21 protein-coding genes are annotated in these 23,933 nt (G+C 71.9%); 14 read left to right on the top strand and 7 right to left on the bottom strand.

Annotated features, from left to right (window positions below; genetic code table 11):
* The first annotated feature begins 190 nt into the window (after positions 1-190).
* The 6 genes from G3I77_RS15620 (at position 191) to G3I77_RS15595 (ending at position 6,466) form a co-directional block, all read left to right on the top strand.
* Entirely contained in the window at positions 191-1,435 is a 1,245-nt protein-coding gene (locus tag G3I77_RS15620) for an amidohydrolase family protein (protein WP_248504168.1), read from the top strand.
* A 14-nt stretch (positions 1,436-1,449) separates the two neighbouring features.
* Entirely contained in the window at positions 1,450-2,352 is a 903-nt protein-coding gene (locus G3I77_RS15615) for a TIGR03619 family F420-dependent LLM class oxidoreductase (protein ID WP_248504166.1), read from the top strand.
* A 311-nt stretch (positions 2,353-2,663) separates the two neighbouring features.
* The gene (locus G3I77_RS15610) at positions 2,664-2,873 is read left to right on the top strand and encodes a hypothetical protein (RefSeq protein ID WP_248504164.1); all 210 of its coding nucleotides are present in this window, start codon (positions 2,664-2,666) and stop codon (positions 2,871-2,873) included.
* A complete protein-coding gene (locus G3I77_RS15605) occupies positions 2,870-3,655 on the top strand; it encodes an RNA polymerase sigma factor (RefSeq protein ID WP_248504163.1) in 786 nt (261 codons plus the stop codon). The genes G3I77_RS15610 and G3I77_RS15605 overlap by 4 nt, the downstream gene beginning before the upstream one ends.
* Positions 3,652-5,697 (top strand): M48 family metalloprotease, encoded by a 2,046-nt coding sequence (locus G3I77_RS15600; protein WP_248504162.1) that lies wholly within the window; start codon positions 3,652-3,654, stop codon positions 5,695-5,697. Before G3I77_RS15605 ends, G3I77_RS15600 begins: the two co-directional genes overlap by 4 nt.
* Positions 5,698-5,812: 115 nt before the next feature.
* A complete protein-coding gene (locus G3I77_RS15595; RefSeq protein WP_248504161.1) occupies positions 5,813-6,466 on the top strand; it encodes a response regulator transcription factor in 654 nt (217 codons plus the stop codon).
* Between the two features lie 19 nt (positions 6,467-6,485).
* Here the strand turns inward: G3I77_RS15595 and G3I77_RS15590 are convergent, their stop codons facing one another.
* A complete protein-coding gene (locus G3I77_RS15590; RefSeq protein WP_248504160.1) occupies positions 6,486-7,277 on the bottom strand; it encodes a hypothetical protein in 792 nt (263 codons plus the stop codon).
* Positions 7,278-7,325: 48 nt separating this feature from the next.
* Positions 7,326-8,069 carry a hypothetical protein gene (locus G3I77_RS15585; protein ID WP_248504159.1) on the bottom strand — a complete coding sequence of 248 codons (744 nt, stop codon included), beginning with the start codon at positions 8,067-8,069 and terminating at the stop codon, positions 7,326-7,328.
* 165 nt (positions 8,070-8,234) lie between these two features.
* Here G3I77_RS15585 and G3I77_RS15580 point away from each other — a divergent pair, with 165 nt between their 5' ends.
* The 4 genes from G3I77_RS15580 (at position 8,235) to G3I77_RS15565 (ending at position 13,515) form a co-directional block, all read left to right on the top strand.
* Positions 8,235-9,005: an SDR family NAD(P)-dependent oxidoreductase gene (locus G3I77_RS15580; RefSeq protein ID WP_248504263.1), complete on the top strand. Its 771-nt coding sequence runs from the start codon at positions 8,235-8,237 to the stop codon at positions 9,003-9,005.
* 97 nt (positions 9,006-9,102) lie between these two features.
* Complete coding sequence (locus G3I77_RS15575) at positions 9,103-10,221, top strand: LLM class flavin-dependent oxidoreductase (protein ID WP_248504158.1); 1,119 nt, start codon at positions 9,103-9,105, stop codon at positions 10,219-10,221.
* A 115-nt stretch (positions 10,222-10,336) separates the two neighbouring features.
* Positions 10,337-12,067, top strand: a complete 1,731-nt coding sequence (locus G3I77_RS15570; protein WP_248504157.1) for an amidohydrolase family protein — start codon at positions 10,337-10,339, stop codon at positions 12,065-12,067.
* The gene (locus G3I77_RS15565; protein ID WP_248504155.1) at positions 12,064-13,515 is read left to right on the top strand and encodes an aldehyde dehydrogenase family protein; all 1,452 of its coding nucleotides are present in this window, start codon (positions 12,064-12,066) and stop codon (positions 13,513-13,515) included. The genes G3I77_RS15570 and G3I77_RS15565 overlap by 4 nt, the downstream gene beginning before the upstream one ends.
* Before the next feature lie 6 nt (positions 13,516-13,521).
* Here G3I77_RS15565 and G3I77_RS15560 read toward each other — a convergent pair whose 3' ends face one another.
* Both G3I77_RS15560 and G3I77_RS15555 read right to left on the bottom strand, forming a co-directional pair.
* Positions 13,522-13,914 (bottom strand): nitroreductase/quinone reductase family protein, encoded by a 393-nt coding sequence (locus G3I77_RS15560; protein WP_248504153.1) that lies wholly within the window; start codon positions 13,912-13,914, stop codon positions 13,522-13,524.
* A gap of 166 nt (positions 13,915-14,080) precedes the next feature.
* Positions 14,081-14,680 carry a TetR family transcriptional regulator gene (locus G3I77_RS15555; RefSeq protein ID WP_248504151.1) on the bottom strand — a complete coding sequence of 200 codons (600 nt, stop codon included), beginning with the start codon at positions 14,678-14,680 and terminating at the stop codon, positions 14,081-14,083.
* Positions 14,681-14,849: 169 nt separating this feature from the next.
* On the opposite strand from G3I77_RS15555, the gene G3I77_RS15550 reads away from it, so the two are divergent.
* Entirely contained in the window at positions 14,850-16,370 is a 1,521-nt protein-coding gene (locus G3I77_RS15550) for an FAD-dependent monooxygenase (RefSeq protein WP_248504149.1), read from the top strand.
* A gap of 15 nt (positions 16,371-16,385) precedes the next feature.
* On the opposite strand, the gene G3I77_RS15545 is transcribed toward G3I77_RS15550, so the two are convergent.
* Positions 16,386-17,924 (bottom strand): CehA/McbA family metallohydrolase, encoded by a 1,539-nt coding sequence (locus G3I77_RS15545; RefSeq protein WP_248504147.1) that lies wholly within the window; start codon positions 17,922-17,924, stop codon positions 16,386-16,388.
* 188 nt (positions 17,925-18,112) lie between these two features.
* On the opposite strand from G3I77_RS15545, the gene G3I77_RS15540 reads away from it, so the two are divergent.
* From G3I77_RS15540 to G3I77_RS15530, 3 genes are all read left to right on the top strand, one after another.
* Positions 18,113-18,958 (top strand): LLM class F420-dependent oxidoreductase, encoded by an 846-nt coding sequence (locus tag G3I77_RS15540; RefSeq protein WP_248504145.1) that lies wholly within the window; start codon positions 18,113-18,115, stop codon positions 18,956-18,958.
* Between the two features lie 145 nt (positions 18,959-19,103).
* Positions 19,104-19,310: a hypothetical protein gene (locus G3I77_RS15535; RefSeq protein WP_248504143.1), complete on the top strand. Its 207-nt coding sequence runs from the start codon at positions 19,104-19,106 to the stop codon at positions 19,308-19,310.
* 44 nt (positions 19,311-19,354) lie between these two features.
* On the top strand, positions 19,355-21,940 hold the full coding sequence (locus tag G3I77_RS15530; protein ID WP_248504142.1) for a bifunctional FO biosynthesis protein CofGH: 2,586 nt from the start codon (positions 19,355-19,357) through the stop codon (positions 21,938-21,940).
* 4 nt (positions 21,941-21,944) lie between these two features.
* Here the strand turns inward: G3I77_RS15530 and G3I77_RS15525 are convergent, their stop codons facing one another.
* Positions 21,945-23,375: a hypothetical protein gene (locus G3I77_RS15525; RefSeq protein WP_248504141.1), complete on the bottom strand. Its 1,431-nt coding sequence runs from the start codon at positions 23,373-23,375 to the stop codon at positions 21,945-21,947.
* A 55-nt stretch (positions 23,376-23,430) separates the two neighbouring features.
* Positions 23,431-23,901 (bottom strand): GtrA family protein, encoded by a 471-nt coding sequence (locus tag G3I77_RS15520; protein ID WP_248504140.1) that lies wholly within the window; start codon positions 23,899-23,901, stop codon positions 23,431-23,433.
* Between the last annotated feature and the right edge of the window lie 32 nt (positions 23,902-23,933).

The raw sequence follows: 23,933 nt of genomic DNA, 5'->3' as shown, positions 1-23,933 counted from the left end.
TTGCCTTGTTGACGGCGGATACGTCAGCCGTGGGAGACACCGATCACAGGGCGGCACACGGGAGCCCACCAGGTCTGCACACTCTCTCCGCGCGCGCCCGTCCGGACCGCGTGCATCAGGCCATCATGGCCGGAATCAGCCCCTGTACACATAGCTGACGCCCCGTCAGATCGGCGCTACCGTGAGCGTCATGGACACCCACGACAGCACGTTTCCGCTGATCATCTCCGTGGACGACCACACCGTGGAGCCCGCGAACGTCTGGCAGGACCGGCTTCCGGAGAAGTACCGGGGCGTCGGGCCGCGGATCGTCCGGGCTCCCGTGAAGGAAATGACCTTCCTCGGAGGCCGCTTCAAGCCGGTCATGGGGCAGCCCGGGGACGACGGGCCCGTCGGGGACTGGTGGGTCTACGAGGATCTCCGGCGGCCCCTGACCCGGCTCGACACCGCGGTCGGGTACGACCGGGACGAGATCAGGCTCGAGGTCATCACGTACGAGCAGATGCGGCCCGGTTCCTACGACGTCACCGAGCGGCTGGCCGACATGGACGTCAACCACGTCCAGTCCGCCCTGTGCTTCCCGACCTTCCCGCGCTTCTGCGGCCAGACCTTCACCGAGGCGAAGGACCACGAGCTGGGCCTGCTCTGCGTACGCGCCTACAACGACTGGATGGTGGAGGAGTGGTGCGGCCCGGACGCGCACGGGCGGCTCATCCCCCTGCCCCTCATCCCGCTGTGGGACGCCGAACTGGCGGCGGCGGAGGTCCGGCGCAACGCCGCCCGCGGTGTCCGTGCCGTCGCCTTCTCCGAGATACCGCCGTTCCTCGGGCTGCCCTCCATCCACACCGACGCCTGGGACCCGTTCCTCGCCGCGTGCGACGAGACCGGCACGGTCGTCGCCATGCACATCGGCTCCAGCAGCCGTATGCCGTCCACCTCCGCGGACGCCCCACCCGCCGTCGGCTCCACCATCACCTACGCCAACTGCTGCTTCTCCATGGTCGACTGGCTGATGAGCGGCAAGTTCGAGCAGTTCCCGAACCTCAAGGTCATGTACGCCGAGGGGCAGATCGGCTGGATCCCCTACATCCTGGAGCGGGCCGACGTGGTGTGGGAGGAGAACCGCGGCTGGGGCGGCGTCGCCGACAAGGTGCACCGGCCGCCGTCGGAGCTGTTCGCCGAACACGTCTACGGCTGCTTCTTCGACGACGCCTTCGGACTGCGCAACCTCGACTCCATCGGCGTCGGCAACGTCCTCTACGAGACCGACTACCCGCACTCCGACTCCACCTGGCCCAAGTCCCGCGAGGTCGGCGAGGCGCAGATGGGGCACCTGGAGCCCGACGTGGTCGAGCGGATCGTGCGGGGGAACGCCATCGAGCTGCTCGGGCTCACGGCCGAGGGGCTGTGGCCGGGCGGCGGTGGTGCGCGGTGAGCCTGCGGTACGGGATGCAGCTTCCCGTCCAGTCGCAGAGCACCCTCTACGCCGAGGGGTGGGAGGCGGAGGCCGGGCCGGAGGACCTGCTGGAGATCGCCCGCGCCGCCGACCGGGCCGGGTTCGACTACCTCGCCGGTTGCGACCACGTCGGCATCCCCCGCCGGCTCGCCGCCGCCATGAGCACCGTCTGGTACGACCCCGTCGCCACGCTCGCCTTCCTCGCCGCAGCCACCGAACGCGTCCGGCTGCTCAGCCACGTCGCGATCGTCGGGCTGCGGCACCCGCTGCTCACCGCCAAGCAGTACGCCACCCTCGACCACCTCAGTGGCGGCCGGCTGGTCCTCGGGGTCGGCGCCGGACACGTCCAGGAGGAGTTCGACGCCCTGGGCGTCGACTTCCGCGGGCGCGGGGCCGTGCTCGACGAGTGCGTCGACGCCCTGCGCGCCGCCCTCGGACCCGACGAGTTCCCCGAACACCACGGCAAGCTGTACGACTTCGAAGGGCTCGGGCAGCGGCCCCGGCCGGCGCAGGACCGGGTCCCCCTGTGGGTCGGCGGCTCCTCGCCCGCCGCCGTACGACGGGCCGCGCTGAAGGGCGACGGGTGGCTGCCGCAGGGCGATCCGAGGGACCGGCTGCCCGCACAGATCGCCCGCATCAGGGAGTTGCGCGAGAAGGCCCGCGCCCAGGGCGCGTTCACCGTGGGCGCCATCGTCGAGCCGCTGTACGTCGGCACGCCCCGGTGGGACGTGGGGCGCCGGACCCTCACCGGCGGTCCGCAGGAGCTCGCCGAGTCGCTGCGGGCGTACCGGGCGATGGGTGTGCACCAGATCCAGGTGCGGTTCCGCAGCCGGGGCAGGCGCGAACTCGTGGACCAGGTCGCCGCGTTCGGGGCCGAGGTGGGGCCGCTGCTCTGAGGGGTCCTCGCCCTGCGAGCGCCCGGGGCACGCGGCCTGGCGCCGCGCCGGACCCCCACGAGGAGGGGGTACCCCGTCCAGGGTCCTCCGGCGCCTTGCGATGCACGGCACCGGACCACGCGACCTGTTCGGACGCTCGCAGTGCAAGGACCGCTGAGGACGCATACCGGCGGGCCGTGACGCACCGTTACCGGGTGTCGCAGGGGCGTCGTGCGGGAATTCCCGAAGTGCGGGTAAACACTCTGCCGCTCAGGTGCTGTTACTGGGCAGGACACACCATTCGTCCCCGGACACAGGAGAGTGCTTGCCCGATGCGTGACACGGTAACCGTGGTGGCCCTGGTGGGCGTGGTGACGGCGTTCCCGAGGGTGCTGATCTTCTGCCTGATGTGCCGGGAACGGCGGCGGCTCGTGGTGCTGGCCCGGGCCTGCGGACACGACGGACTCGTCCTGGAACACCGCGGAGCGGACCGCGCACGACTGGCGCTGAGGCAGGCTCGGGGAGAGGACGCGCGCGGATGACGACACAGAGGGCGGAGACCGAAGAGGCCGGCGGGACGGCCGACGGGGGATTCGCGGGCTTCTTCGAGCGCTCGTATCCCGGCATGCTGGCACGTGCCCTCCTGCTGTGCGGCCACCGCCAGGACGCCGAGGACGCCGTCCAGGAGGGGTACGCGGAGGCGTTCCGCCGCTGGGAGCGGCTGCGTGCCTACGACGCGCCCGACGCCTGGGTGTACCGGGTGGTCCGCCAGCGGCTGTGGGCGGCCGACCGCCGTCGTGCTCGGCGCCGCTCGGCCGAGACCCGGCTGCCCCAGCCGCCGCCGACGGCGAGCGTGGAACAGACGGCTGAGGCGCGCGCCGTGCTGTCCGCCCTGGCCGGGCTGCCGCCCCGGCAGCGGACCGTGCTGGTCCTGCACTGTCTGGAGGGGATGACGCAGGCGGAGATCGCCGAGGAACTGGGCCTGCGGCGGGGCTCGGTCGCGGCTGGTGTGTTCAACGCCCGCAGGCACCTCGAGAAGGGGCTCGGCATGGTGGACGACGAGGGCGGGGGCGACCGGGACGGACTGCACGGCTGGGACGAACTGGTGCCGTCCGGCGCCTTCCGGGACGCTCCCGCCGCGCACCGGATCGCGGCGGGGGAGCCGGCGGATCCGCTGGCCGGGGTGCTGCGGCGCACCGAGCTGTGGCTGCGCGGAGGGGTCGCCGCCCGGTCGGACGCGCTGGACGCGGTGCTCGCCGCCGTGACCGGGACGGCCGGGGCGACCCGGGCGACCGGGCCCGAGGGGACGGGGGACCGGACGTGACGGCGGCCCTGCGCTCCCTGCTCGCGCTGACCCTGGTGGTGGGCTTCTACCTGCTGGCCGTCGCACTGACCGTGGGCTACGCCGTCTTCGGCACGCAGATGATGCGGATCATGTTCGATCCGGAGACCCGGTGGGGCTGGCCGATGTCGCCGTTCTACGCCGTGTTCGGCGTGCTGGCCGCTCTGGCGCTGACGAAGGTCTTCGTGCCGGACCGCCACCGGCCCCGTCCCGGGACCACGCCGGTCGACCTGGACGACGCCCCCGGGCTGTGGGAGACGGTGATGGAGCTGGCGGACGCGGTGGACGCGCCGATCCCCACGGACATCCGCGTCACCCTGGAGCCGAACGCGGCGGTCGGCGAGGGCCCCTCCCAGGGCGGCGGCCGGTGCCTGTACGTCGGGCTGCCGCTGCTGGCCGCGTTGCGGGCGGACGAACTGCGCGCGGTGCTCTGCCACGAACTGGGCCACTACTCGCACGGCCACACCCGCTTCGCCGCGACCGTGTACCAGGGGGCGGTCGCGCTGGACCGCGCACAACAGAGCTTCGCACGCCCCGAGGTGGGCAACCCCGTCGTCACCGTCTACACCGGATTCCAGCATCTGACGGTCTCCGCGTACGCCTGGATGTACCGGGCGTTGTCCTTCGCGGTCCGGCGCCGCCAGGAGCTGGAGGCCGACGCGGCGGCCGCCTCGGTCGCGGGGGGCCGGGCGACGGCCGACGCCCTGTGCGCCATCGGCGCGGTCACCGGGGCCTGGGATGACTTCCGCGCCCGCTACCTCACCCCCATGGCCGAGGCCGGCAGGCTGCCCGACGACCCGATGGCCGCCTTCACCGCGATGTTCACCGACGCCGGGTACCGCGCGGTGCTGGACCGCCGGTGCCGGGAGCGCCCGCAGGAGCGGCGGCGGCTGTTCGACTCCCACCCGCCGCTCCGCGAGCGGCTCCAGGCGCTTCAGCGGCGCCCGTCGTCGCCGGACCACGGTGACCCACGAGCCGCCACGGCGCTGCTCGGCCCCTCGGGCACCCTGCCGACCGGTGTGCTGACCGCGCTGCTGTCCGAGGCGGCGCCACCGGACGGGGAAGTCTCCACGATTCCCTGGCGGGAATGGCGGGCCCGGGCGGAGGAGTGGCGAACCGTTCGTGCCGTGACGGATCTGGACGCGGCCCTGGGACTCCTCGCGCGCTCCCGCCGGACGCTCGGCGGTGTCCTGGACCTCGTCGAAGCGGGCCGGGGCGAGGAACTGGCGCAGGCGCTGCGGGACGTCCGCTGGGGTGCCCGGCAGTGGGGTGATCTCGGCGAGGAGCCGTCCGCGGTCGCTCTTCGGGTGCTCGTGGGCCAGAGCCTGGTCGACGCCGGCCGGGCGGGCTGGCGGGCCGACTGGACCGGGCGGCCCGGGGTGCCGGTCCCGGCTGACACCGACGCGGTCACGGCACTGGAGGCGGTGGCCGGCGCGGTCGAGTACCCCGGGCAGGTGGCCCGGCTCCGGTCCGCGCTGCTGCGCTGTGAGGTCGCCCTGGAGGCCCCGCTCGCCTTTGCCGGTCCCGCCGCCGGTGTTCCGTCCCGGGCCGCCGGCCCGGCCCGGCCCGCCGAGTCGGCCGGCCGGGGACGCCGCGCCGGCCCGCCGCGAAAGCTCCAGGTGGGAGCCTTCCTGGCGTCCGCGGTGACGTTGCTGCTCTTCTACGGCAGCTACCGGATCTCTCATGTCCCGCCGCCGGATCGCACCACGCCACCGGCGTACACACTCACCCTGGAGCCGCGAACACCGACGTGCCCTCCCGGGTACCGGCCGTACCAGTACGTCTGCCTGCCCCTGCCCAGCCCGAGTGGCCAGGACGTCGTCTCCCACCGCACGATCCGGGTGCCGCCGAACGTCACCCTGCCCGAACTCGCCTGCCGGTACCGGACGAACGTCCCCTACCTCATGGCGCTCAACTTCCTGGACGAACCCGTGCTGAGCCCCGGCCAGAAGCTGATCGTCCCGGAGATGCCCGCCACCGGGGCCGCCACCGCGACGCCGTGCTCCGCGAACCCGTGGACCTGAAGCACGCAGCCGTCGACCAGGGGGCCGAGGGTCCTTGAAAGATTGAACATATCCGCGTCGCGTCGCGTATCTACGCACGTACGGACCCACGGATCCGGTGGAAGGACACAACGACGTGCGTACTTCCCAGTCAGTCTCCGTCGCCCTCGCCTGCCCCGAGGGCGCCTGGCCGCACACCGGCTGGCCGGCACCGGACGATCCGTGCGTGGGGCGGACGGTGCGGGTGACTCCGCCCTTCGAGGAGCTCCGGACTCTCCGGGGCGTGGAAGTGGTGATCCTGCGCTGCGAGGATCCGTCGGACACGGCGTCGGGTCTGCCCGCCGTACGCGGGCGTACGGCGGCTCCGGTGATCGTCGTCAGTCCTCGCCGGGACTACAGGACGATCATCGAGGTCTTCCGCGCGGGAGCGGGCTATCTGGTCGAGGGTGACCACTGCCCCCGCATGCTCTCCTCAGCCGTCGTGGGGGCCACGGCCGGGCACACCTGTCTCTCCCCGGCGGCCTGCGCGGCCCTGCGGGAAGGACTGCGGCGGGTGTCCGAAGGCGGGGCGGCGATGGAGCGGCTGCGGACGCTGCTCTCCCCGCGCGAGCGCCAGATCATGGAACTGTTGTCGACCGGGCTGGGCGCCAAGGAGATCGGGCTGCGGTTACGGCTGAGCGAGAAGACGGTGCGCAACAACCTCAGCAACATCTACGCCAAGCTGGACGCGCGCGGCAGCACGGACGCGGTCCTGAGGTGGCTGGGAGCCGCGCCCGTGCTTCGCGTCTGAGAACCTCCGGTACGCCCGGCTACGGCGCCGGTATCTCCGAGAGCGGGATGTCGACGTCGGTGACGTTCTCGCCGCCCTCACCGAAGCCCGGTTCGGACCTGAGGGCGCGTGTGGAGTTCAGCAGCCCCGCGGCCTCCGGCGTCCCGCACTTCACGTTGCGCAGCCACAGGCGCCCGTCGGGGGTGCCGTTCTTCAGGATCTGCGGATAGAAGACGTGCACACTCGTGCCGCCCTCACTCGGCGAGAAGAACACCTTCTGGCCGTCCTGCGGCTCCTTGTACGTGGCCCGCAGGAATCCGCTCACGTCGGTGCGTTTCGCGGACCACATGAAGAAGGCGATGCTGTCCGCCTGCACGGTGTCCGTCCTGCTGAACGCCAGGCCGGTCGCCTTGTCGTCACGCGTGATGTTGATGTCCGAGGTGCTGAACTTCAGGCCGATCTCGAAGAAGGAGTTGCCGAGTTTCGTGTCGGCGCCGGCCGTGAATCCGTCCTCCAGTTGAATGACCCTGGTGACGGACGTGCTCACGTTGAACGTCTTCGAGGCGGTGCTCGTCGATCCGCAGTTGTCGGACACCGGGGAGACCCGCTGGTTCGGCCCGAGGCTGTCCCGTTTGAACTGGACGTCGACGAACTCGCAGTTCTCCAGCTTGTCGGAGTCCGCCGAACAGTCGGCGCTCACTTCGGAAGGGGTGGCGGCACCGGCCGGGTTCATCAGCGGTACGGCCACCGCGACGGCCGCCACCGGGGCCAGGGCGAGGGTGATGCGCTTCTTCCTGCTCCGGTGGCTTCTCTTGCGGCCGGCGCTTGTCATGGGGTTCTCCTGTGGGGAAAGGGGGTGGGGGAAGGGGTGCGCGGGGTGTCAGCAATCGGTCAGCACGGGCCTGGATGTGCCGTCCGCGACGCCGGGCGCGCCTGCGGCGCCCGGAAGCAGGACCGGCCCCTCGACGACCTCCGGTGCCACGAAGTTCTGTTCCGGCGTGGCGTTGGTGGTCGTCGTCGCCTCGCGGGCGTCGATCCGCACCCGCCATTCGCCCGTCATGCGCTGCATCTTGGGCGTGAACTCCATGTGGAGCACCTTGCCGACCGGCACCTCCCGCTCTTCCGTGTCACTGGCGGTCGCCGACTTCAGGGTGAGGTCGAGGGTGCCCTTGTGCTTGAGCCAGGAGCCGCTCAGGGCTCCGAAGAGCCCTCCGCCGCCGCCCTGCTGGGTGACGGTGTATCTGCCCTGGCCTTGTGTCGTCGTGGCCGACCAGGTGACCGATATCTTCGCCGGTCCAGTGGCGTTGGGTTCGCAGTTGGGGAAGTCGATGGAGGCCTTTTCGGTCGGTCCGTCGAAGGTCTCGAAGTCCGTCTCGATGAACTCGCAGTTGTCCGAAGCGAATCCCGGTCCGGCGATCGGGTGGCCGCCGAAATCGAAGATGGACTGCTGCTTGCCGTTGAGTACCTTCGCCCGCTGGCACATCGTCATGATCTGCTCGGGCGTCTTCTCGTCGGCGGCGTTCGCCGACGGCAGCAGTACCGTGGCCACGGCTCCGCCGGTCACGAGAGCCGATCCGATCGCGACGGTCCTGATCTTCCTGTTCTTCAGTCTCCTCTTGGCCATGAGCCAGATCCTGGACGGTCCTGATCGCCCCCGACAGGGTCAAACATCCCTACTTGCCGGTCACGTGAGATTCGCCTCGGCAACGCCCCAAGCTTGTATCTGACGTATCGTCAGGTATGCCGTTACGATGCGCAGTCCACCGTGTCCACCGTGAAGGGGGCCGTAATGGGCAAGCTCGACGGACGGGCCGTCATCGTCACCGGCGCCGCACGCGGCCAGGGTGAGCAGGAGGCCCGGCTGTTCGCGGCCGAGGGGGCCCGGGTGGTCGTCGCGGACGTGCTCGACGACCAGGGAGAGGCCCTCGCGAAGGAGATCGGCGCACGGTACGTCCATCTCGACGTCGGCCGCGAGGACGACTGGCAGGCCGCCGTCACCGCCACCAAGGACGCGTACGGCCACGTCGACGGGCTCGTCAACAACGCCGGCATCCTGCGCTTCAACTCCCTCCTCGACACACCCCTCGACGAGTTCATGCGGGTCGTCCAGGTCAACCAGGTGGGCTGCTTCCTCGGTATCAGGGCGGTCGCACCGGAGATGGCCGACGGCGGCACGATCGTCAACACCGCCTCCTACACGGGTCTGACCGGGATGGCCGCGGTGGGCGCCTACGCGGCGACCAAGCACGCCGTGGTCGGTCTCACCCGGGTCGCCGCCCTGGAACTGGCCGGGCGGGGGATACGCGTCAACGCCGTCTGCCCCGGGGCCATCGACACGGCGATGTCCAACCCGGCCCGGCTGGATCCGGACGCCGACCTGGAGGAGACGGCGAAGGGGCTCGACCGGCTGTACCGCAAGCTCGTGCCGCTGGGCAGGGCCGGGCGGCCCGAGGAGGTGGCCAGGCTCGCGCTGTTCCTGACCTCGCAGGACTCCTCGTACATCACGGGGCAGCCGTTCGTGATCGACGGCGGATGGCTGGCGGGCGTCAGCGTTATCTGACGCTCCATCAGCTATTGACGCTCATGAGGGCCGGTGGAACAGTCGGACTCACTAATCTGACGCATCGTCAGAACTGACCGTGGGGCGGTGAACCTCCTTGGAATTCGGCATCTTCGTTCAGGGATACGTCGGCAAGCGCGCCGAGACCGACCCGCTCGCCGAGCACAAGGCGCTGATGGAGGAGACCGAGTACGTCATCCAGGCGGACCGGTCCGGCTTCAAGTACGCCTGGGCCTCCGAGCACCACTTCCTGGACGAGTACTCGCACCTCTCCGCCAACGACGTCTTCCTCGGGTACCTGGCCCACGCGACCGAGCGGATCCACCTGGGCTCGGGCATCTTCAACCCGCTCGCCCCGGTCAACCACCCGGTGAAGGTCGCCGAGAAGGTCGCGATGCTCGACCACCTCAGCGGCAACCGGTTCGAGTTCGGCAGCGGGCGGGGCGCCGGGTCGCACGAGATCCTCGGGTTCATGCCGGGGGTGACCGACATGAACCACACCAAGGAACTCTGGGAAGAGACCATCGCCGAGTTCCCCAGGATGTGGCTCCAGGACGAGTACCAGGGCTTCCAGGGCAAGCACTGGTCGCTGCCGCCGAGGAAGGTCCTGCCGAAGCCGTACGGCGGCTCGCACCCGGCGATGTGGTACGCGGCCGGGTCGCCGCCGTCGTACGCCATGGCCGCGAAGAAGGGGCTCGGCGTGCTCGGCTTCAGCGTGCAGAAGGTCTCCGACATGGAGTGGGTGCTGGAGCAGTACAAGACGGCGATCGTGGACGCGGAGCCCGTCGGGGACTTCGTGAACGACAACGTGATGGTGACGACCACGGCGATCTGCGCGCCGACCCATGAGGAGGCGGTGCGGATCGCCGCGAGCGGGGGACTGCACTATCTGCCCTCGCTGGTGTTCCGGTACCACGACACGTTCCCCCGGCCCGAGGGGTTCCCGGTGTGGCCGGAGACGTTGCCGGAGTACACCGAGGAGCTCGTGGAGGTGCTCATCGAGGAGGAGCTGCTGATTTGCGGGGATCCGGACGAGGTGCTGCGGCAGTGCAAGCGGTGGGAGCAGGCCGGGGCGGACCAGCTGAGCTTCGGGTTGCCGGTGGGGGTGCCGAAGGAGGAGACGCTGCAGACGATCCGGCTGGTCGGGGAGCACGTGATTCCCAAGATCGATACGGATCCTGTGCATCGGACTTCGCGGTTCCGGGGTGCTGCCTGATCGCCGTTGGCGGGTGCGGGTCCGTCGTGGCTTGTCGCGCCCACGCGACGGGGCCGCACATCGACACAGCCCCGCGCCCCTTAGGGGCAACGAACCTGAGGGAGTTGAGAAGCTCATGCTCGATCACGTCATCCGGGGTGTGACCGTCGTGGACGGGACGGGCGCCCCGGCGTACACCGCCGACGTCGGCATACAGGACGGGCGTATCGCCGCCGTCGGGACGGTCGGCGAGGAAGCCCGGTCGGTCGAGGACGCCGCCGGCCTCGTCCTCACCCCCGGCTTCGTCGATCCCCACACCCACTACGACGCCCAGCTCTTCTGGGACCCGTACGCCACCCCCTCGCTCAACCACGGCGTCACCACCGTCGCGGGCGGCAACTGCGGGTTCACGCTCGCGCCGCTGCACCCCGACCGGCCCGAGGACGCCGACTACACGCGGCGGATGATGTCCAGGGTCGAGGGCATGGCGCTGGTGGCGCTGGAGGAGGGGGCGCCCTGGAGCTGGCACTCCTTCGGGGAGTACCTGGACGCCCTGGAGGGGCGGATCGCCGTCAACGCCGGGTTCATGGTGGGGCACTGTGCGCTGCGGCGGTACGTGATGGGCCCGGAGGCGGTGGGCGGGCAGCCGAGCCAGGAGCAGCTCGCCGCGATGGTGCGGTTGCTGCGGGAGGCCATGGACGCCGGGGCCTGGGGGCTGTCCACCACCCAGTCGAGCAGCCACTCCGACGGCGACGGGCAGCCCGTCGCCTCACGGCACGCCCAGCCGGCCGAACTGCTGGCGCTGTCGCGGGCCGTCGGGGAGTGCGAGGGCACACAGATCGAGGCGATCGTCGCGGGCTGTCTGGATCAGTTCAGCGACGCCGAGATCGACCTGTTCGTGGAGATGAGCGCGGTGGCGGGACGGCCGCTGAACTGGAACGTGCTGACGATCGACGCGGCCGTTCCCGAGCGCGTGCCCCGGCAGCTCCTGGCGAGCGAGCAGGCGAGGAAGGCGGGCGGCAGGGTCGTGGCCCTCACCATGCCGATCCTCACGCCGATGAACATGTCGCTGGGGACCTTCTGCGCGCTCAACCTCATCCCCGGGTGGGGGCCGGTCCTCGGGCTGCCCGTGCCCGAGCGGATCGAGAAGCTGCGGGACCCGGACGTGCGGGCCGAGCTGCTGCGGCGGGCGCAGTCCAAGGAGGCGGGTGTCTTCCGGCGGCTGTCGAACTTCGGGCGGTACGTCGTCGGCGACACCTACAGCGAGGCGAACGCCGGGCTGACCGGGCGCGTGGTGAGGGACATCGCCGAGGAGCGCGGGCAGGAGCCCTTCGCGTGCCTGGTGGAGATCTGCGTCAACGACGGGCTGCGCACCGTGCTGTGGCCCATGCCGACCGACAACGACCCGGCGTCCTGGGCCCTGCGGGCCGAGACCTGGCAGCACGAGGACGTGCTGCTCGGCGGGTCCGACGCGGGCGCCCATCTGGACCGGATGTGCGGGGCGCCGTACACCACCCGGTTCCTCGGGGACTGCCTGCGGGGCCGGAAACTGGTCGGGCTCGAACAGGCCGTGAAGATGCTGACCGACGACCCGGCCCGGCTCTTCGGGCTGCGCGAGCGAGGGCAGATCCGGGAGGGCTGGCACGCGGACCTGGTCCTGCTCGACCCGGAGCGGATCGACGCGGGCCCGGCCACCCTGGTGCACGACCTGCCGGGTGACAGCCCGCGGCTGGACTCCCGGGCGCTCGGCGTGCGGGCCGTGTGGGTCAACGGGGTCGAGGCCATCCGGGACGACGTGGTGACCGGGGCCGTGCCGGGCCGGGTGCTGCGCTCGGGGCGGGACACGGAGACGGTGAGCACGAGGTGACGGCACGGCAGTCGCTGTTCGTCGGCGGCTCCTGGGTGGAGCCGGACGGCGGGCACTACGAGGTGATCGACCCGGCGAGCGAGCAGACCGTCGGGTGGGCGCCGGAGGCCTCGCGGGATCAGGTGCTCGCGGCCGGTGCCGCGGCCCGCGAGGCCTTCGGGCCGTGGTCGCGCACCCCACCGGAGGAGCGGGCCGCGATGCTCGGGCGGGCGGCGGGGATCATCGCCGGGCGGCTGAAGGAGTACGCGGAGCTGGCCCGGGCCGAGACCGGTGCGACCACCGGCACCGCGCGCGGCATGCAGGTCGGCGTCGCCGCCGCCCGCTTCCGGCGCTACGCACGCGTGGAGCCCGCCGAGTGGGCGATCCCGCCGCAGATCAACGAGGCCGGGCCGATGGGAAAGGCGGGTGTGATGGGCGCCCTGGCCGTCCGGCAGCCCGTCGGGGTCGTCACCTGCGTCACCTCGTACAACAACCCCTGGGCCAACCCGGCCGGCAAGATCGCCCCCGCCCTGGCCATGGGCAACACGGTCGTGGTGAAACCGGCCCCGCAGGACCCGCTGTCGGTCTACCGGATGGCTCAGGCGCTGGAGGCGGCCGGTGTGCCGCCGGGCGTGGTGAACGTGGTCAGCGGCTCGGGCGGCGAGACCGGCGAGGCGGCCGTGGCGTCGCCGGACGTCGACATGGTCAGCTTCACCGGCTCCACGGCCGTCGGGCAGCGCATCGCCGAGGTGTGCGGCCGCGACATGAAACGGCAGTTGATGGAGCTGGGAGGGAAGGGCGCGGCGCTCGTCTTCGACGACGCCGACCTCGGCTCGGCCGTGGCCGGGATCGGCACCACCTTCTCCTTCTACAGCGGGCAGATCTGCACGGCACCGACGCGGGTGCTGGCACAGCGGGGGATCTACGACCGGCTGGTCGAACAACTGGCCTCCTACGCACGCTGGTTGAAGGTCGGTGACCCGCGCGAGCCGGACACCGTGGTCGGGCCGGTGATCTCCGCGAGCCACCGGGACCGGGTGGAGTCGTACGTCGAACTGGGCCGGAAGGAGGGCGCGGTGGTGGTGACGGGCGGCGAACGCCCGGACCTGCCCTCGGGCTTCTACGTCGCCCCGACCCTGCTCGCCGACTGCACCAACGACATGCGGGTGGTCCGCGAGGAGATCTTCGGGCCGGTGGTGGCCGTCGTCCCCTTCGACGACGAGGAGGAGGGCATCGCGCTCGCCAACGACACCGACTACGGGCTCATCGACTACGTCTGGTCGGGAGACGTGGCCCGGGCGTTCCGGGTGGCGCGGCGACTGCGGGCCGGTGGCGTAGGGGTCAACACCGTCGGGCGGAACATGGAGGCGCCGTTCGGCGGCTTCAAGAAGAGCGGCGTCGGCCGGGACGTGGGCTCGTACGCGCTGCACGCCTACAGCGAGGTGCAGGCGATCGTGTGGCCCGGGTGACACCCCTCAGGTGTCCAGGTCCACCCGCACGGTCAGCAGATTCGTCCCGAGGGCCCGCACCCCCAGGCCGTTGACCCGAGGCAGCCCCCGCAGCCGCGCCACCGGGTCGTCCTGCGGCATCAGATGCGCGGTGCCCTCGTGCCACCGCCCGCGGATCCGTACCCGCACCCGCGGATCCGCCTTGATGTTGCGCACGTACTGCGACTTCTCGCCGAACTCCGACACCAGCCAGAAGGAGCCGCCGACGCGGTGCCCGCCCACCGGTGTCTGACGGGGCAGCCCCGAGACGCGGCCCCTCGTCTCCAGGACCGTCTGGAGGGGGAGGCGGCGCAGGAGCGGGTTGAGGCGGCGCTGGACGGCCGTGGTCGCGCGGAACCTCAGGTCGGTGCGGCGGGACATCGTCGGCAGGTCTCCTTCGTGCAAAGCTCCATCGCGGGTATCTTCCTACGGTCCGGCCGGTGTTCCAACGGGACCGCTTCAGCGCCCGGCGGGTCTCCTGTACTGGGCGGCCTTCCAGCGCCCTACCGGTCCCGTGGTCCCGGCGGATACGAGTGCCCGGCAGGCCTCAGGGACTCGGCGCGGTCAGGTACCGCTGGATCGTCGGAGCCAGCCATTCCACGATCTCCGCCCGCGCCAGCCCCACCGCCGGCGGCATCCGCAGCACGTACCGCGTGAGCGCCAGGCCCAGCAGCTGCGACGCCATGAGTGCCGCCCGTGCCGGGACCTGCTCGGGGTCGGGGCACACCTGCCGGGCGACCGGCAGCAGCTGGTCCCGCAGGATGCCCTGCATGCGCTCCGCCCCGGCCTGGTTGGTCACGCCGACCCGCAGCAGCGCGGTGAGGACCTCGTTGTTCTCCCACATGTCGAGGAAGTGCTCGACGAGGATCCGCCCCGCGTCCGGCCGGCGGTCCGCCCCGCTCACGTCCGGCAGCCGCAGGTCGATGGCGACGGCCGCCGCGAAGAGGCCCTCCTTGTTGCGGTAGTACCGCATCACCATCGACGGATCGATGTTCGCGTCCTTGGCGATGGCGCGGATGGTGGCTCGCTCGTAGCCGTCGGTCGCGAAGCGCTCGCGGGCCGCCGCGAGGATCGCGCCGCGAGTGGCGTCGGAGCGGCGGGGGGCACCGGAGCCGGGAACCGTGGAGGTGCTGTCGCTGCCGTTCATGCCAACGAGCGTAGGCCAACGAGTGTAGGTCAACAAGCGTTCGCCAACAATTGTTTGCCAACGCTCGTTGACATCCCTCTTGGCGCCTCGCTATCTTCGTCAACGAGCGTTGGCCAACATGTGTTGGCAACAGGTGATGGCAAGCAAGCGTTGGCAACAGGAGGCCACCATGAACGGCACCGCCACCCACCGCACCGTGATCGTCGTCGGCTCCGGCCCCACCGGCCTCCTCCTCGCCGGCGACCTCGCCACAGCCGGCGTCACCGTGACCCTCGTCGAGAAGCGACCGCGCAAGACCAGCAACCTCTCCCGCGCCTTCGGAGTGCACGCCCGCACCCTGGAGCAGCTCGACGCCCGCGGCCTCGCCGGCGAACTCCTCACCACCGGCGACACCATCACCGGCCTGCGGCTCTTCCGCCGCCTCTCCCTCGATCTGAGCACGCTGCCCTCGCGTTTCCCGTTCCTGCTCATCACCCCGCAGTACGAGGTCGAGCGGCTCCTGGAGCGGCGGGCCCGGGAGGCCGGGGTGGAGTTCGCGTACGAGAGCGAGGTCGTGGGGCTGCGGCAGGACGACGACGGGGTCGACCTCGACGTGCGCGGCGCGGACGGGGCGGTCGTCACCCGCCGGGCGGCCTATGTCGTCGGCGCCGACGGTCACCGGAGCGCCGTGCGGGAGGCGATCGGCCTGGACTTCCCCGGTGTCTCCGTCATCAAGTCGCTGATCCTGGCCGATGTCCGGCTGGCCGAGAAGCCCGAGGGCGTCCTCACCGTCAACGGCCGCGGCGACGCCTTCGCGATGATCGCCTCCTTCGGCGACGGCTGGTACCGGGTCATGGGCTGGAACCGCCGCAACGAGGTCTCCGACGACGCCCCGCTCGACCTCGACGAGGTCAAGGAGATCACCCGCCGTGCCCTGGGCACCGACCACGGCATGCACGACGCCCGCTGGCTCTCCCGTTTCCACAGTGACGAGCGCCAGGCACCGCACTACCGGGTCGGGCGGGTCTTCCTCGCCGGGGACGCCGCGCACATCCACTCCCCGGCCGGCGGGCAGGGCATGAACACCGGACTCCAGGACGCCGCCAACCTGAGCTGGAAGCTCGCCGCGGCCGTCCAGGGCCGGGCGCCCGAAGGGCTCCTCGACAGCTACGAGGCCGAGCGCCACCCGGTCGGCAGGGCGGTGCTGCGCAGCAGTGGCGGACTGGTCCGGCTGGCCCGCGCGCGCAATCCGCTGCTGCGTGCCGCCCGCGCCCTCGTCTCCGCGTTCGTCGACATGGCCCCGCCCGCCCAGCGCAAGGCCCTGGGGCAGATCACCGGGATCGGCTACGCCTACCCCGCCCCCCGCGGCGCCCACCGCCTCACCGGCACCCGCGTCCCCGACGTCGCCCTGAAGGACGGACGGCTCCACGAGGCGCTGCGCGGTGGCCGGTTCGTGCTGATCACGCCCGGGACGTACGAAGGCCCCGGTGTCCGTGAGGGGTGGCTGACCGTGGAGCGCTGGGCGGGCGACCGCCGGACGACCGTCCTGGTACGGCCCGACGGATACGTGGCCTGGGCGGCGGAGGGTGCCGACGCGGCGGGGATCGAGGAGGCGGTGGCCCGGTGTCTGGACCAGGGGGCTTCTGATGGATCTCCGCGGCGTCGCGGGGGCAGGGCGGTCGAGCGGCGCCGCACCTCACGGCCGCGCTGATCCGAGCGACAGGCCTCAGCGGCGCCCCAGGAAGATCGGGTTGGTGAACGCCGCCAGCGGCCCGGGCAGCGGTCCCGCAGCCGCCTCGTGGCGCAGTTCGGCCCGTACGTACGCCGCGTACGACGGTGTCGTCCGCCACTCGACCACGCCCGAGCCGGACACCGGCAGCGGGGCGCTGGTGTGGAGGACGCCCTGGTCGGTGACGAGGCGGACCGTGCAGCGCGGGGCGCCGGTGACCTCCAGGCGGACCGTGACCGGGGTGTCGCGGCCGACGGTGAGGCGCTCGCCGATGCCCGCGTGCTCGCCACGACCTCCGGACGCCCGGAACGACAGCGCGACCCGCGCGGACTCGGCGATGTAGGACCGCCCCGCCCGGATGCCCTCCTGGACGGCCTCCCGGGTCAGGTCGTCGGCCAGGACGACCGTCTGGGGGCTGCCCACCGCGTCCGGGGAGCGGTGGGCGTCGCTGCTGCCCATCGCCGGGATCCACTCGCGCCCGTCCCGCCCGTCGCGCGCGTCCCGCCCGTCCTCCCGCACGGACGCCACGAGCATGCTGTCCCAGTCGGCCAGCGCCATCTCGTCGTCGGGCGTGTAGGGGCCGTTCCACACCTCGATCGCGTCGGCCTCGCCGAAGCCGAACTTCCAGTTGCAGCCGACGCAGGTGGCGTGCGGGTGGGCCGGGACGACCAGGCCGCCGGCGCGGCGGATCTGCCGGGCGAACCGGCCGAAGCGGTTGTCGCGGGCCCGGTAGCGCCAGTCGATGAAGGTGCCCGGGTCGGTGCCGAGCGCGACGACGTGCCCGTTGCGGGTGGTGATCTCCTCGCCCAGCAGGACGAGCAGGTCGTCCCCGGCCACGTCCGCCCAGTGGGCGTGCGCCGAATGCGTGTTGTGCTCGGAGGAGTTGATGAAGTCCAGGCCGGCCGCCCGGGCCAGCTCCCCGATCTCGGCGGGGGTGCGGCGGCCGTCGGAGTACCAGGAGTGCAGATGGCAGTCGCCCCGGTACCAGGCCCGCCCCCGGCCCTTCGCGCGCTCCGGCGGATACACCGGCCGGACGGCCTCGCCCGGCTCCCCGTACGTCAGCGTGATCGTGATCTCGTAGATCAGGCCCTGCGGGGCGACCGTGTACGGGCCGAGCGCGATGTGCCAGGTGCCCTCGCGCACCGGGCCCGGGAGGTACCCCGGCGTGGCGTCGTCCGCGCGGAGGAAGAACTCGGTGCGCGCCCCGCCCGACCAGCCCCGGAAGCCCCGGCCGCCGAGCTCGGTGCCGCGGTCGTCGAAGACGCCGATGTCGAGGGCGTTGCCCGTGGTGCCGGCCGGGACCGACGGCCGGTCGTAGGTGTAGGCGACCTTGAGCTCCCGGACGCCGGCCGGGACCTCGACGGGCACGTACACGAAGTCCGGGGAGCCGGGCGGCAGCGTGCCGCGCACGGTCCTGCTCTCCTGGTCCCCGTCGGCCGCTGAAGCGAAGCTCACGCTTCCCAACGTAAGCGCGGCCGCCGCTCCCGTCACGAACAGAGCGCGCCGGCCGAGCCCGCCGTGGCTGTCCTCGCACATGCTGCTGCTCCCAAGGTGTCGTCGGTGACAAGGCATGGGTGGTGCGGGGGTGGTGCGTACAACCCTGGTATTCAGCCGTGAACTCCCGCGCACGGGAAGGGGATCGGCGGTTTTCGCCGAAACGGCGGCTGCGAAGTGCCGACTGGTCGGTATCGACAGTCGGTCCTCTCTCGGGTAGTGATGAGGTCATGCGCATCGCCGTGACGATCTTCCTCACCGACGAGACGATCACCCCGACCCGGCTCGCCCGGGAGCTGGAGGACCGCGGATTCGCCGGGCTGTACCTGCCCGAGCACACCCACATCCCCGTCGAGCGGACCACCCCGTACCCGGCGGGCGGTGAGCTGCCGCCCGAGTACGGCCGCACCCTCGACCCGTTCGTGGCCCTCGGCCAGGCCGCCGCCGTCACCGAGCGGCTCGGGCTCGGCACGGGCATCACGCTCGTCGCCCAGCACGACCCGATCGACCTGGCCAAGCAGGTCGCGACCCTCGACCATCTCTCCGGCGGCCGGTTCACCCTCGGGCTGGGCTTCGGCTGGAACGTCGAGGAGGCCGCCGACCACGGCGTGCGGTGGAGCAACCGGCGCGAGCTGGTCCGGGACCGGATGGCGCTGATGCGGGCCCTGTGGTCGCAGGAGCCGGTCGCCCACGAGGGCGAGTTCGGCGGTGTCCGGGCCAGCCACGCGTATCCGAAGCCCGTGCAGAAACCGCGCGGCCCGGTCACCGGCCCGCGCACGCTCGTCGGCGGGGCCGCCGGGCCCAAGCTGTTCGCCCACATCAGCGAGTACGCCGACGGCTGGCTGCCGATCGGCGGCCGCGGCCTCGGCGAGGCGCTGCCGGTCCTGCGCGCCGCCTGGGCCGACGCCGGCCGCGACCCCCGGGCCCTCCAGGTCGTCCCCTACGCCGTCCACCCCAGCCCGGGCAAGCTCGCCCACTACGCCGACCTCGGCATCGAGGAGGTCGTGGCGCAGCTGCCTCCGGCGGGGGAGGCGGAGGTGCTGAAGACTCTGGACGGCCTCGCCGGATACCTCTGACAACTCCCCTGCCCGGCAGCGCGGTTGGCTTCTCCTACTAAACTGCCGGTCAGCAACCGAGTCGGGTGCACACGGGTGCGCGGCCGACCACCGCGCCGAACGGCGTGACGCGTCCGGCTCTCTGTCTCCACGGGGGGAGAGCCTCATGAGGCTTGCCTGGTTTTCCTGGCTCCTGCGCCATTTCACCGAGTTCGGCTACAGCCAGGGGCTGTTGCGCGCCGCGATCGGCACGACGGCCGTGCTGGTGACCGCCGCGCTGGTCTGGTTCGCCCTGCACCGCAACAGGCCGGCCGCCGTCGCCGCCGCCGGACTCACCTCGGCCCTGGGCATAGGGTGGCTGGCCTTCCACTGACGGGGCTCCCATGAGCCTGATCAGCGCACTCGTATGCTCGAAGGATGACGACTTCCGCGACCTCCGGAACCGGCCCCACCGAGAACTCCATGCGTCGCGCCCTGAAACGGGCCAGGGACGGCGTCTCGCTCGATGTCGCCGAGGCGGCGGTGCTGCTCCAGGCGCGGGGTGAGCGGCTGGAGGACCTGGCGGCCTCGGCCGCCCGGGTGCGGGACGCGGGCCTGGAGGCGGCCGGCCGCCCCGGCGTCATCACGTACTCGAAGAGCGTCTTCATCCCGCTGACGCGGCTGTGCCGGGACAAGTGCCACTACTGCACGTTCGTCACCGTCCCGGGCAAGCTGCGTCGGGAGGGCCACGGGATGTTCATGTCCTCGGACGAGGTGCTGGACATCGCCCGCAAGGGCGCGGCCCTCGGCTGCAAGGAAGCCCTCATCACCCTCGGCGACAAGCCGGAGGACCGCTGGCCTCAGGCGCGCGAGTGGCTCGACGCGCACGGCTACGACGACACCCTCGCCTACGTCCGTGCCATCTCCGTCCGCATCCTGGAGGAGACGGGACTGCTCCCGCATCTGAACCCGGGCGTCATGAGCTGGACGGACTTCCAGCGTCTGAAGCCGGTCGCGCCCAGCATGGGCATGATGCTGGAGACGACCGCGACCCGCCTCTGGTCGGAGCCGGGCGGCCCGCATCACGGCTCGCCCGACAAGGAGCCCGCAGTCCGCCTGCGGGTCCTCGAGGACGCCGGACGCTCCTCCGTCCCCTTCACCTCCGGGATCCTCATAGGCATCGGCGAGACCTACGAGGAGCGCGCCGAGTCGCTGTTCGCGCTGCGGAAGGTGTCCCGGGCCTACCACGGCGTCCAGGAACTGATCATCCAGAACTTCCGCGCCAAGCCGGACACCGCGATGCGCGGCATGCCCGACGCGGAACTCGACGAACTGGTCGCCACGGTGGCCGTCGCCCGGCTCCTCATGGGCCCCTCGGGCTGCATCCAGGCCCCGCCCAACCTCGTCGACGACGAGTACGAGCGGCTGATCGGCGCCGGTATCGACGACTGGGGCGGGGTCTCCCCGCTCACCATCGACCACGTCAACCCCGAGCGCCCCTGGCCGCAGATCGAGCAGCTCGCCGAGAAGTCCCGCGCGGCCGGTTTCGAACTGCGCGAGCGCCTGTGCGTGTACCCGGAGTTCGTGCGGCGCGGCGAGCCCTGGCTGGACCCGCGGCTGCGCCCGCACGTGGCCGCGCTGGCCGACCCGGAGACGGGGCTCGCCCGCCCCGAGGCCCTGCCCGAGGGCCTGCCGTGGCAGGAGCCGGAGGAGGTCTTCGTCGCGTCCGGCCGTACCGACCTGCACGCCTCGATCGACTCCGAGGGCCGTACGTCGGACCGCCGGGACGACTTCGACGAGGTGTACGGCGACTGGGGCGCCCTGCGCGAGGCCGCCGCCCCGGGCATGGTCCCCGAGCGCATCGACACCGACGTACGGCAGGCCCTGCGCACGGCGGCCGACGACCCCACCAGGCTCACCGACGACGAGGCGCTGGCCCTGCTGCACGCGGACGGCCCGGCGCTGGACGCCCTCGCCCGGGTCGCCGACGACGTACGCAAGTCGGCCGTCGGCGACGACGTCACCTACATCGTCACCCGCAACATCAACTTCACCAACGTCTGCTACACCGGCTGCCGCTTCTGCGCCTTCGCCCAGCGCCGTACGGACGCCGACGCCTACACCCTCTCCCTCGACCAGGTCGCCGACCGGGCCCAGCAGGCCTGGGACGTCGGCGCGGTGGAGGTCTGCATGCAGGGCGGCATCCACCCGGACCTGCCGGGCACGGCGTACTTCGACATCGCGCGGGCCGTGAAGGAGCGCGTCCCGGGCATGCATGTGCACGCCTTCTCACCTATGGAGGTCGTCAACGGCGCGACCCGCACCGGCATGTCGGTCCGTGAGTGGCTGACCGCCGCCAAGGAGGCCGGCCTCGACACCATCCCGGGCACGGCCGCCGAGATCCTCGACGACGAGGTCCGCTGGATCCTCACCAAGGGCAAGCTGCCCGCGGCCGACTGGATCGACGTCGTGACGACGGCCCACGAGCTGGGCATCCGCTCGTCCTCGACGATGATGTACGGCCATGTCGACCAGCCCCGGCACTGGCTCGGGCACCTGCGCACCCTCGCGGGCATCCAGCAGCGCACGGGCGGCTTCACCGAGTTCGTGACGCTGCCGTTCGTGCACACCAACGCGCCGGTCTACCTCGCGGGGATCGCCCGCCCGGGCCCGACCATGCGGGACAACCGCGCGGTCACGGCAATGGCCCGGCTGCTCCTGCACCCGCACATCCCCAACATCCAGACCAGCTGGGTGAAGCTGGGCACGGAGGGCGCGGCCGAGATGCTCCGCTCGGGCGCGAACGACGTCGGCGGGACGCTCATGGAGGAGACCATCTCCCGTATGGCGGGCTCGTCGTACGGCTCGTACAAGTCGGTGAAGGACCTGATCGAGGTGGCGGATGCGGCCGGGCGTCCTGCCAGGGCGCGCACCACCCTGTACGGGGACGTCGCGGCGGAGCGGCAGCGGGCCGCACAGGCGTCGGACGGGCATCTGCCCCAGCTGCTGCCGGTGCTCGACTGAGGTGTCAGCGGGCGGGTGACTGGTCCCCGGCGCCCGCCGGCCGGTGCGCCGTCACGGCGCGGCCGGTCCGGGCGCCGGGGCTCTCCGGCGGCGGGGGAGCCGTGCCGCGGCCCGCCCAGAGCAGGACGAGGCCGAGGGCGCAGGCGATGGCCGGCCAGTAGACGTAGCGGAAGTCCGTCGCGGGCATGATCGGCAGATAGCCGAGGATGTAGGCCGCCGAGCTGATGCCGAGCGCCCGGATCGGCATCGCGAAGGCGCCCTTGCCGGGCCGGACGGTGAGCACGACCGCGACCGCGAGCCAGAACCAGCCGCGGAACAGCCAGGGCAGGTCCTCGACCATGCCGTTGACGTACGTGCCGAGCATGTCCTCCAGCCGGGGGTGCGCCACTTCGACGCCCAGGTCGTTGCGGGTGATCCCCGCCTTGTACGCGTAGTCGGTCTCGAACAGCAGGGTCGTGAACAGCAGCAGCCGGTACTGGAGGTACTGCGGCACGTGCCCGCTCATCTCCCGCAGCCACAGGGACGTGAGCGCGCCGGAGTCCCCGCGCAGCCCGTCCGCCGGGCGCTGGTAGCAGGCCCAGTAGGCGTCGGAGAGGGCGCCGACGCGCTCGCACTCGCGCGCGGAGGCCACGAGACGCTCCCGCAGGGCGGGTGGCGCATCCGCCGATCGAAGCTCGTCCACGGTCAGCACATGGACGAGGTCGTCGAGCATGATCTGCGCGCCCTGCTTGGTCTGTAGCGGGGCGGCGAACAGGGAGATGGCGGCGGCGGGCACGACGAGCCCGGCCACGAGAGCCGCCGTGCACGTCACCCACGTACGGCGTCCGGGTGTGCCCCACAGCGCGAGGACCAGCATGACGAAGACGGGGATCGCGGCGAGGAAGGCGTTCTTGCGCACCAGCATGGCGTAGGCGAGGAACAGCACGCCCAGCCAGAGCAGGCCCCACCGGACGGCGGGGCGCGGATCGGTCCCGCGCTGCCGCAGCCGCAGCCCGGTGAAGGCGACCGCGCACGCGGCGAGCAGCGCGAACGCCGCGTGGACGTCCTTCCACACCACCCCGACGAACGTCAGCACGAACGGAGCCGGCCCGAGACCGAGGACGGCGAGCGAACCGCCCCGGCTGCCGGTCAGCGCCCACACGCACCAGGCCAGCACCCACAGCGCGGCCCAGAAGACGAGCGACTGCACGACGAGCATCGACGTGATCGAGCCGGTCACGGCGATGAGCGCCCGCCACACCAGGCTCAGCACGGGCGGATGCCAGTCGGTCAGGGGCCGCTTCGCCTGGGCCTGCCGGAGCTGGTCGAGGCTGTCGGGACTCAGATAGCCGGGGGCGAAGACGACGATCGTGGCCAGGCAGCAGACCGCGGCGACGGCGGCCAGCCCCCACACCCAGCGCTGCCGCCCCCACCCCGCCCATCCCGTTTGTCCCATATGCCGGATGCTAACGGGTCGTCGGGCTCCGGCCGGTCAGGGTGCGACGAACCGGTCAGGGTGCGATGAAGACGTAGCGCCGGTAGGCGTAGAAGCGGAACAGGGTCGCGAGGACCCAGCCGAGGATGCGGGCGGTGTTGTCGCTGAGCGCCGAGTCCAGCCCGAGCAGCTGCCGGGAGACGAAGACCGTGCCCGCGGTGATGGCGAGCCCGACCCCGTTCGCGACGAGGAACAGCACGAGCTCGCGGGTCACCCTCCTGCCGTGCTGGTCGCGGTAGGTCCAGTAGCGGTTCCCGACCCAGCTGAAGAGCGCGGCCGCGGCCGTCGCGATGACGGACGCCTGCACCGGAGCGGTCCGCATCACCCCGCCCTGCGCGCCGCCGGGCAGACCGAAGACGAGCAGGTTGTAGCCGCCGTTGTCGATGACGAAGGCCAGGGCCCCGATGACGCCGAACTTGGCGGCCTCGCGCCAGATGCCCTTGATGGCGTCACGCGCACGCAGCGTCACAGAGTCGAGGACCGGCACACGGCGAGCGTAACGACCCGGCGCGTCCCATC

The sequence above is a fragment of the Streptomyces sp. D2-8 genome (assembly GCF_023184515.1).
In the GTDB taxonomy this organism is placed as follows: Bacteria; Actinomycetota; Actinomycetes; order Streptomycetales; family Streptomycetaceae; genus Streptomyces.
The sequence above is the reverse complement of the archived record's forward strand: the minus strand, read 5'-3'. Positions and strand labels throughout refer to the sequence as shown.

What these genes read in the sequence shown, in the direction of transcription:
- G3I77_RS15620 (WP_248504168.1), top strand. Translation starts at nt 191, where the DNA reads ATGGACACCCACGACAGCACGTTTCCGCTGATCATCTCCGTGGACGAC.
- G3I77_RS15525 (WP_248504141.1), bottom strand. Translation starts at nt 23,375, where the DNA reads ATGGGACAAACGGGATGGGCGGGGTGGGGGCGGCAGCGCTGGGTGTGG.
- G3I77_RS15560 (WP_248504153.1), bottom strand. Translation starts at nt 13,914, where the DNA reads ATGTCCCGCCGCACCGACCTGAGGTTCCGCGCGACCACGGCCGTCCAG.
- G3I77_RS15580 (WP_248504263.1), top strand. Translation starts at nt 8,235, where the DNA reads ATGGGCAAGCTCGACGGACGGGCCGTCATCGTCACCGGCGCCGCACGC.
- G3I77_RS15610 (WP_248504164.1), top strand. Translation starts at nt 2,664, where the DNA reads ATGCGTGACACGGTAACCGTGGTGGCCCTGGTGGGCGTGGTGACGGCG.
- G3I77_RS15545 (WP_248504147.1), bottom strand. Translation starts at nt 17,924, where the DNA reads ATGTGCGAGGACAGCCACGGCGGGCTCGGCCGGCGCGCTCTGTTCGTG.
- G3I77_RS15550 (WP_248504149.1), top strand. Translation starts at nt 14,850, where the DNA reads ATGAACGGCACCGCCACCCACCGCACCGTGATCGTCGTCGGCTCCGGC.
- G3I77_RS15615 (WP_248504166.1), top strand. Translation starts at nt 1,450, where the DNA reads ATGCAGCTTCCCGTCCAGTCGCAGAGCACCCTCTACGCCGAGGGGTGG.
- G3I77_RS15540 (WP_248504145.1), top strand. Translation starts at nt 18,113, where the DNA reads ATGCGCATCGCCGTGACGATCTTCCTCACCGACGAGACGATCACCCCG.
- G3I77_RS15590 (WP_248504160.1), bottom strand. Translation starts at nt 7,277, where the DNA reads ATGACAAGCGCCGGCCGCAAGAGAAGCCACCGGAGCAGGAAGAAGCGC.
- G3I77_RS15605 (WP_248504163.1), top strand. Translation starts at nt 2,870, where the DNA reads ATGACGACACAGAGGGCGGAGACCGAAGAGGCCGGCGGGACGGCCGAC.
- G3I77_RS15570 (WP_248504157.1), top strand. Translation starts at nt 10,337, where the DNA reads ATGCTCGATCACGTCATCCGGGGTGTGACCGTCGTGGACGGGACGGGC.
- G3I77_RS15555 (WP_248504151.1), bottom strand. Translation starts at nt 14,680, where the DNA reads ATGAACGGCAGCGACAGCACCTCCACGGTTCCCGGCTCCGGTGCCCCC.
- G3I77_RS15530 (WP_248504142.1), top strand. Translation starts at nt 19,355, where the DNA reads ATGACGACTTCCGCGACCTCCGGAACCGGCCCCACCGAGAACTCCATG.
- G3I77_RS15535 (WP_248504143.1), top strand. Translation starts at nt 19,104, where the DNA reads ATGAGGCTTGCCTGGTTTTCCTGGCTCCTGCGCCATTTCACCGAGTTC.
- G3I77_RS15585 (WP_248504159.1), bottom strand. Translation starts at nt 8,069, where the DNA reads ATGGCCAAGAGGAGACTGAAGAACAGGAAGATCAGGACCGTCGCGATC.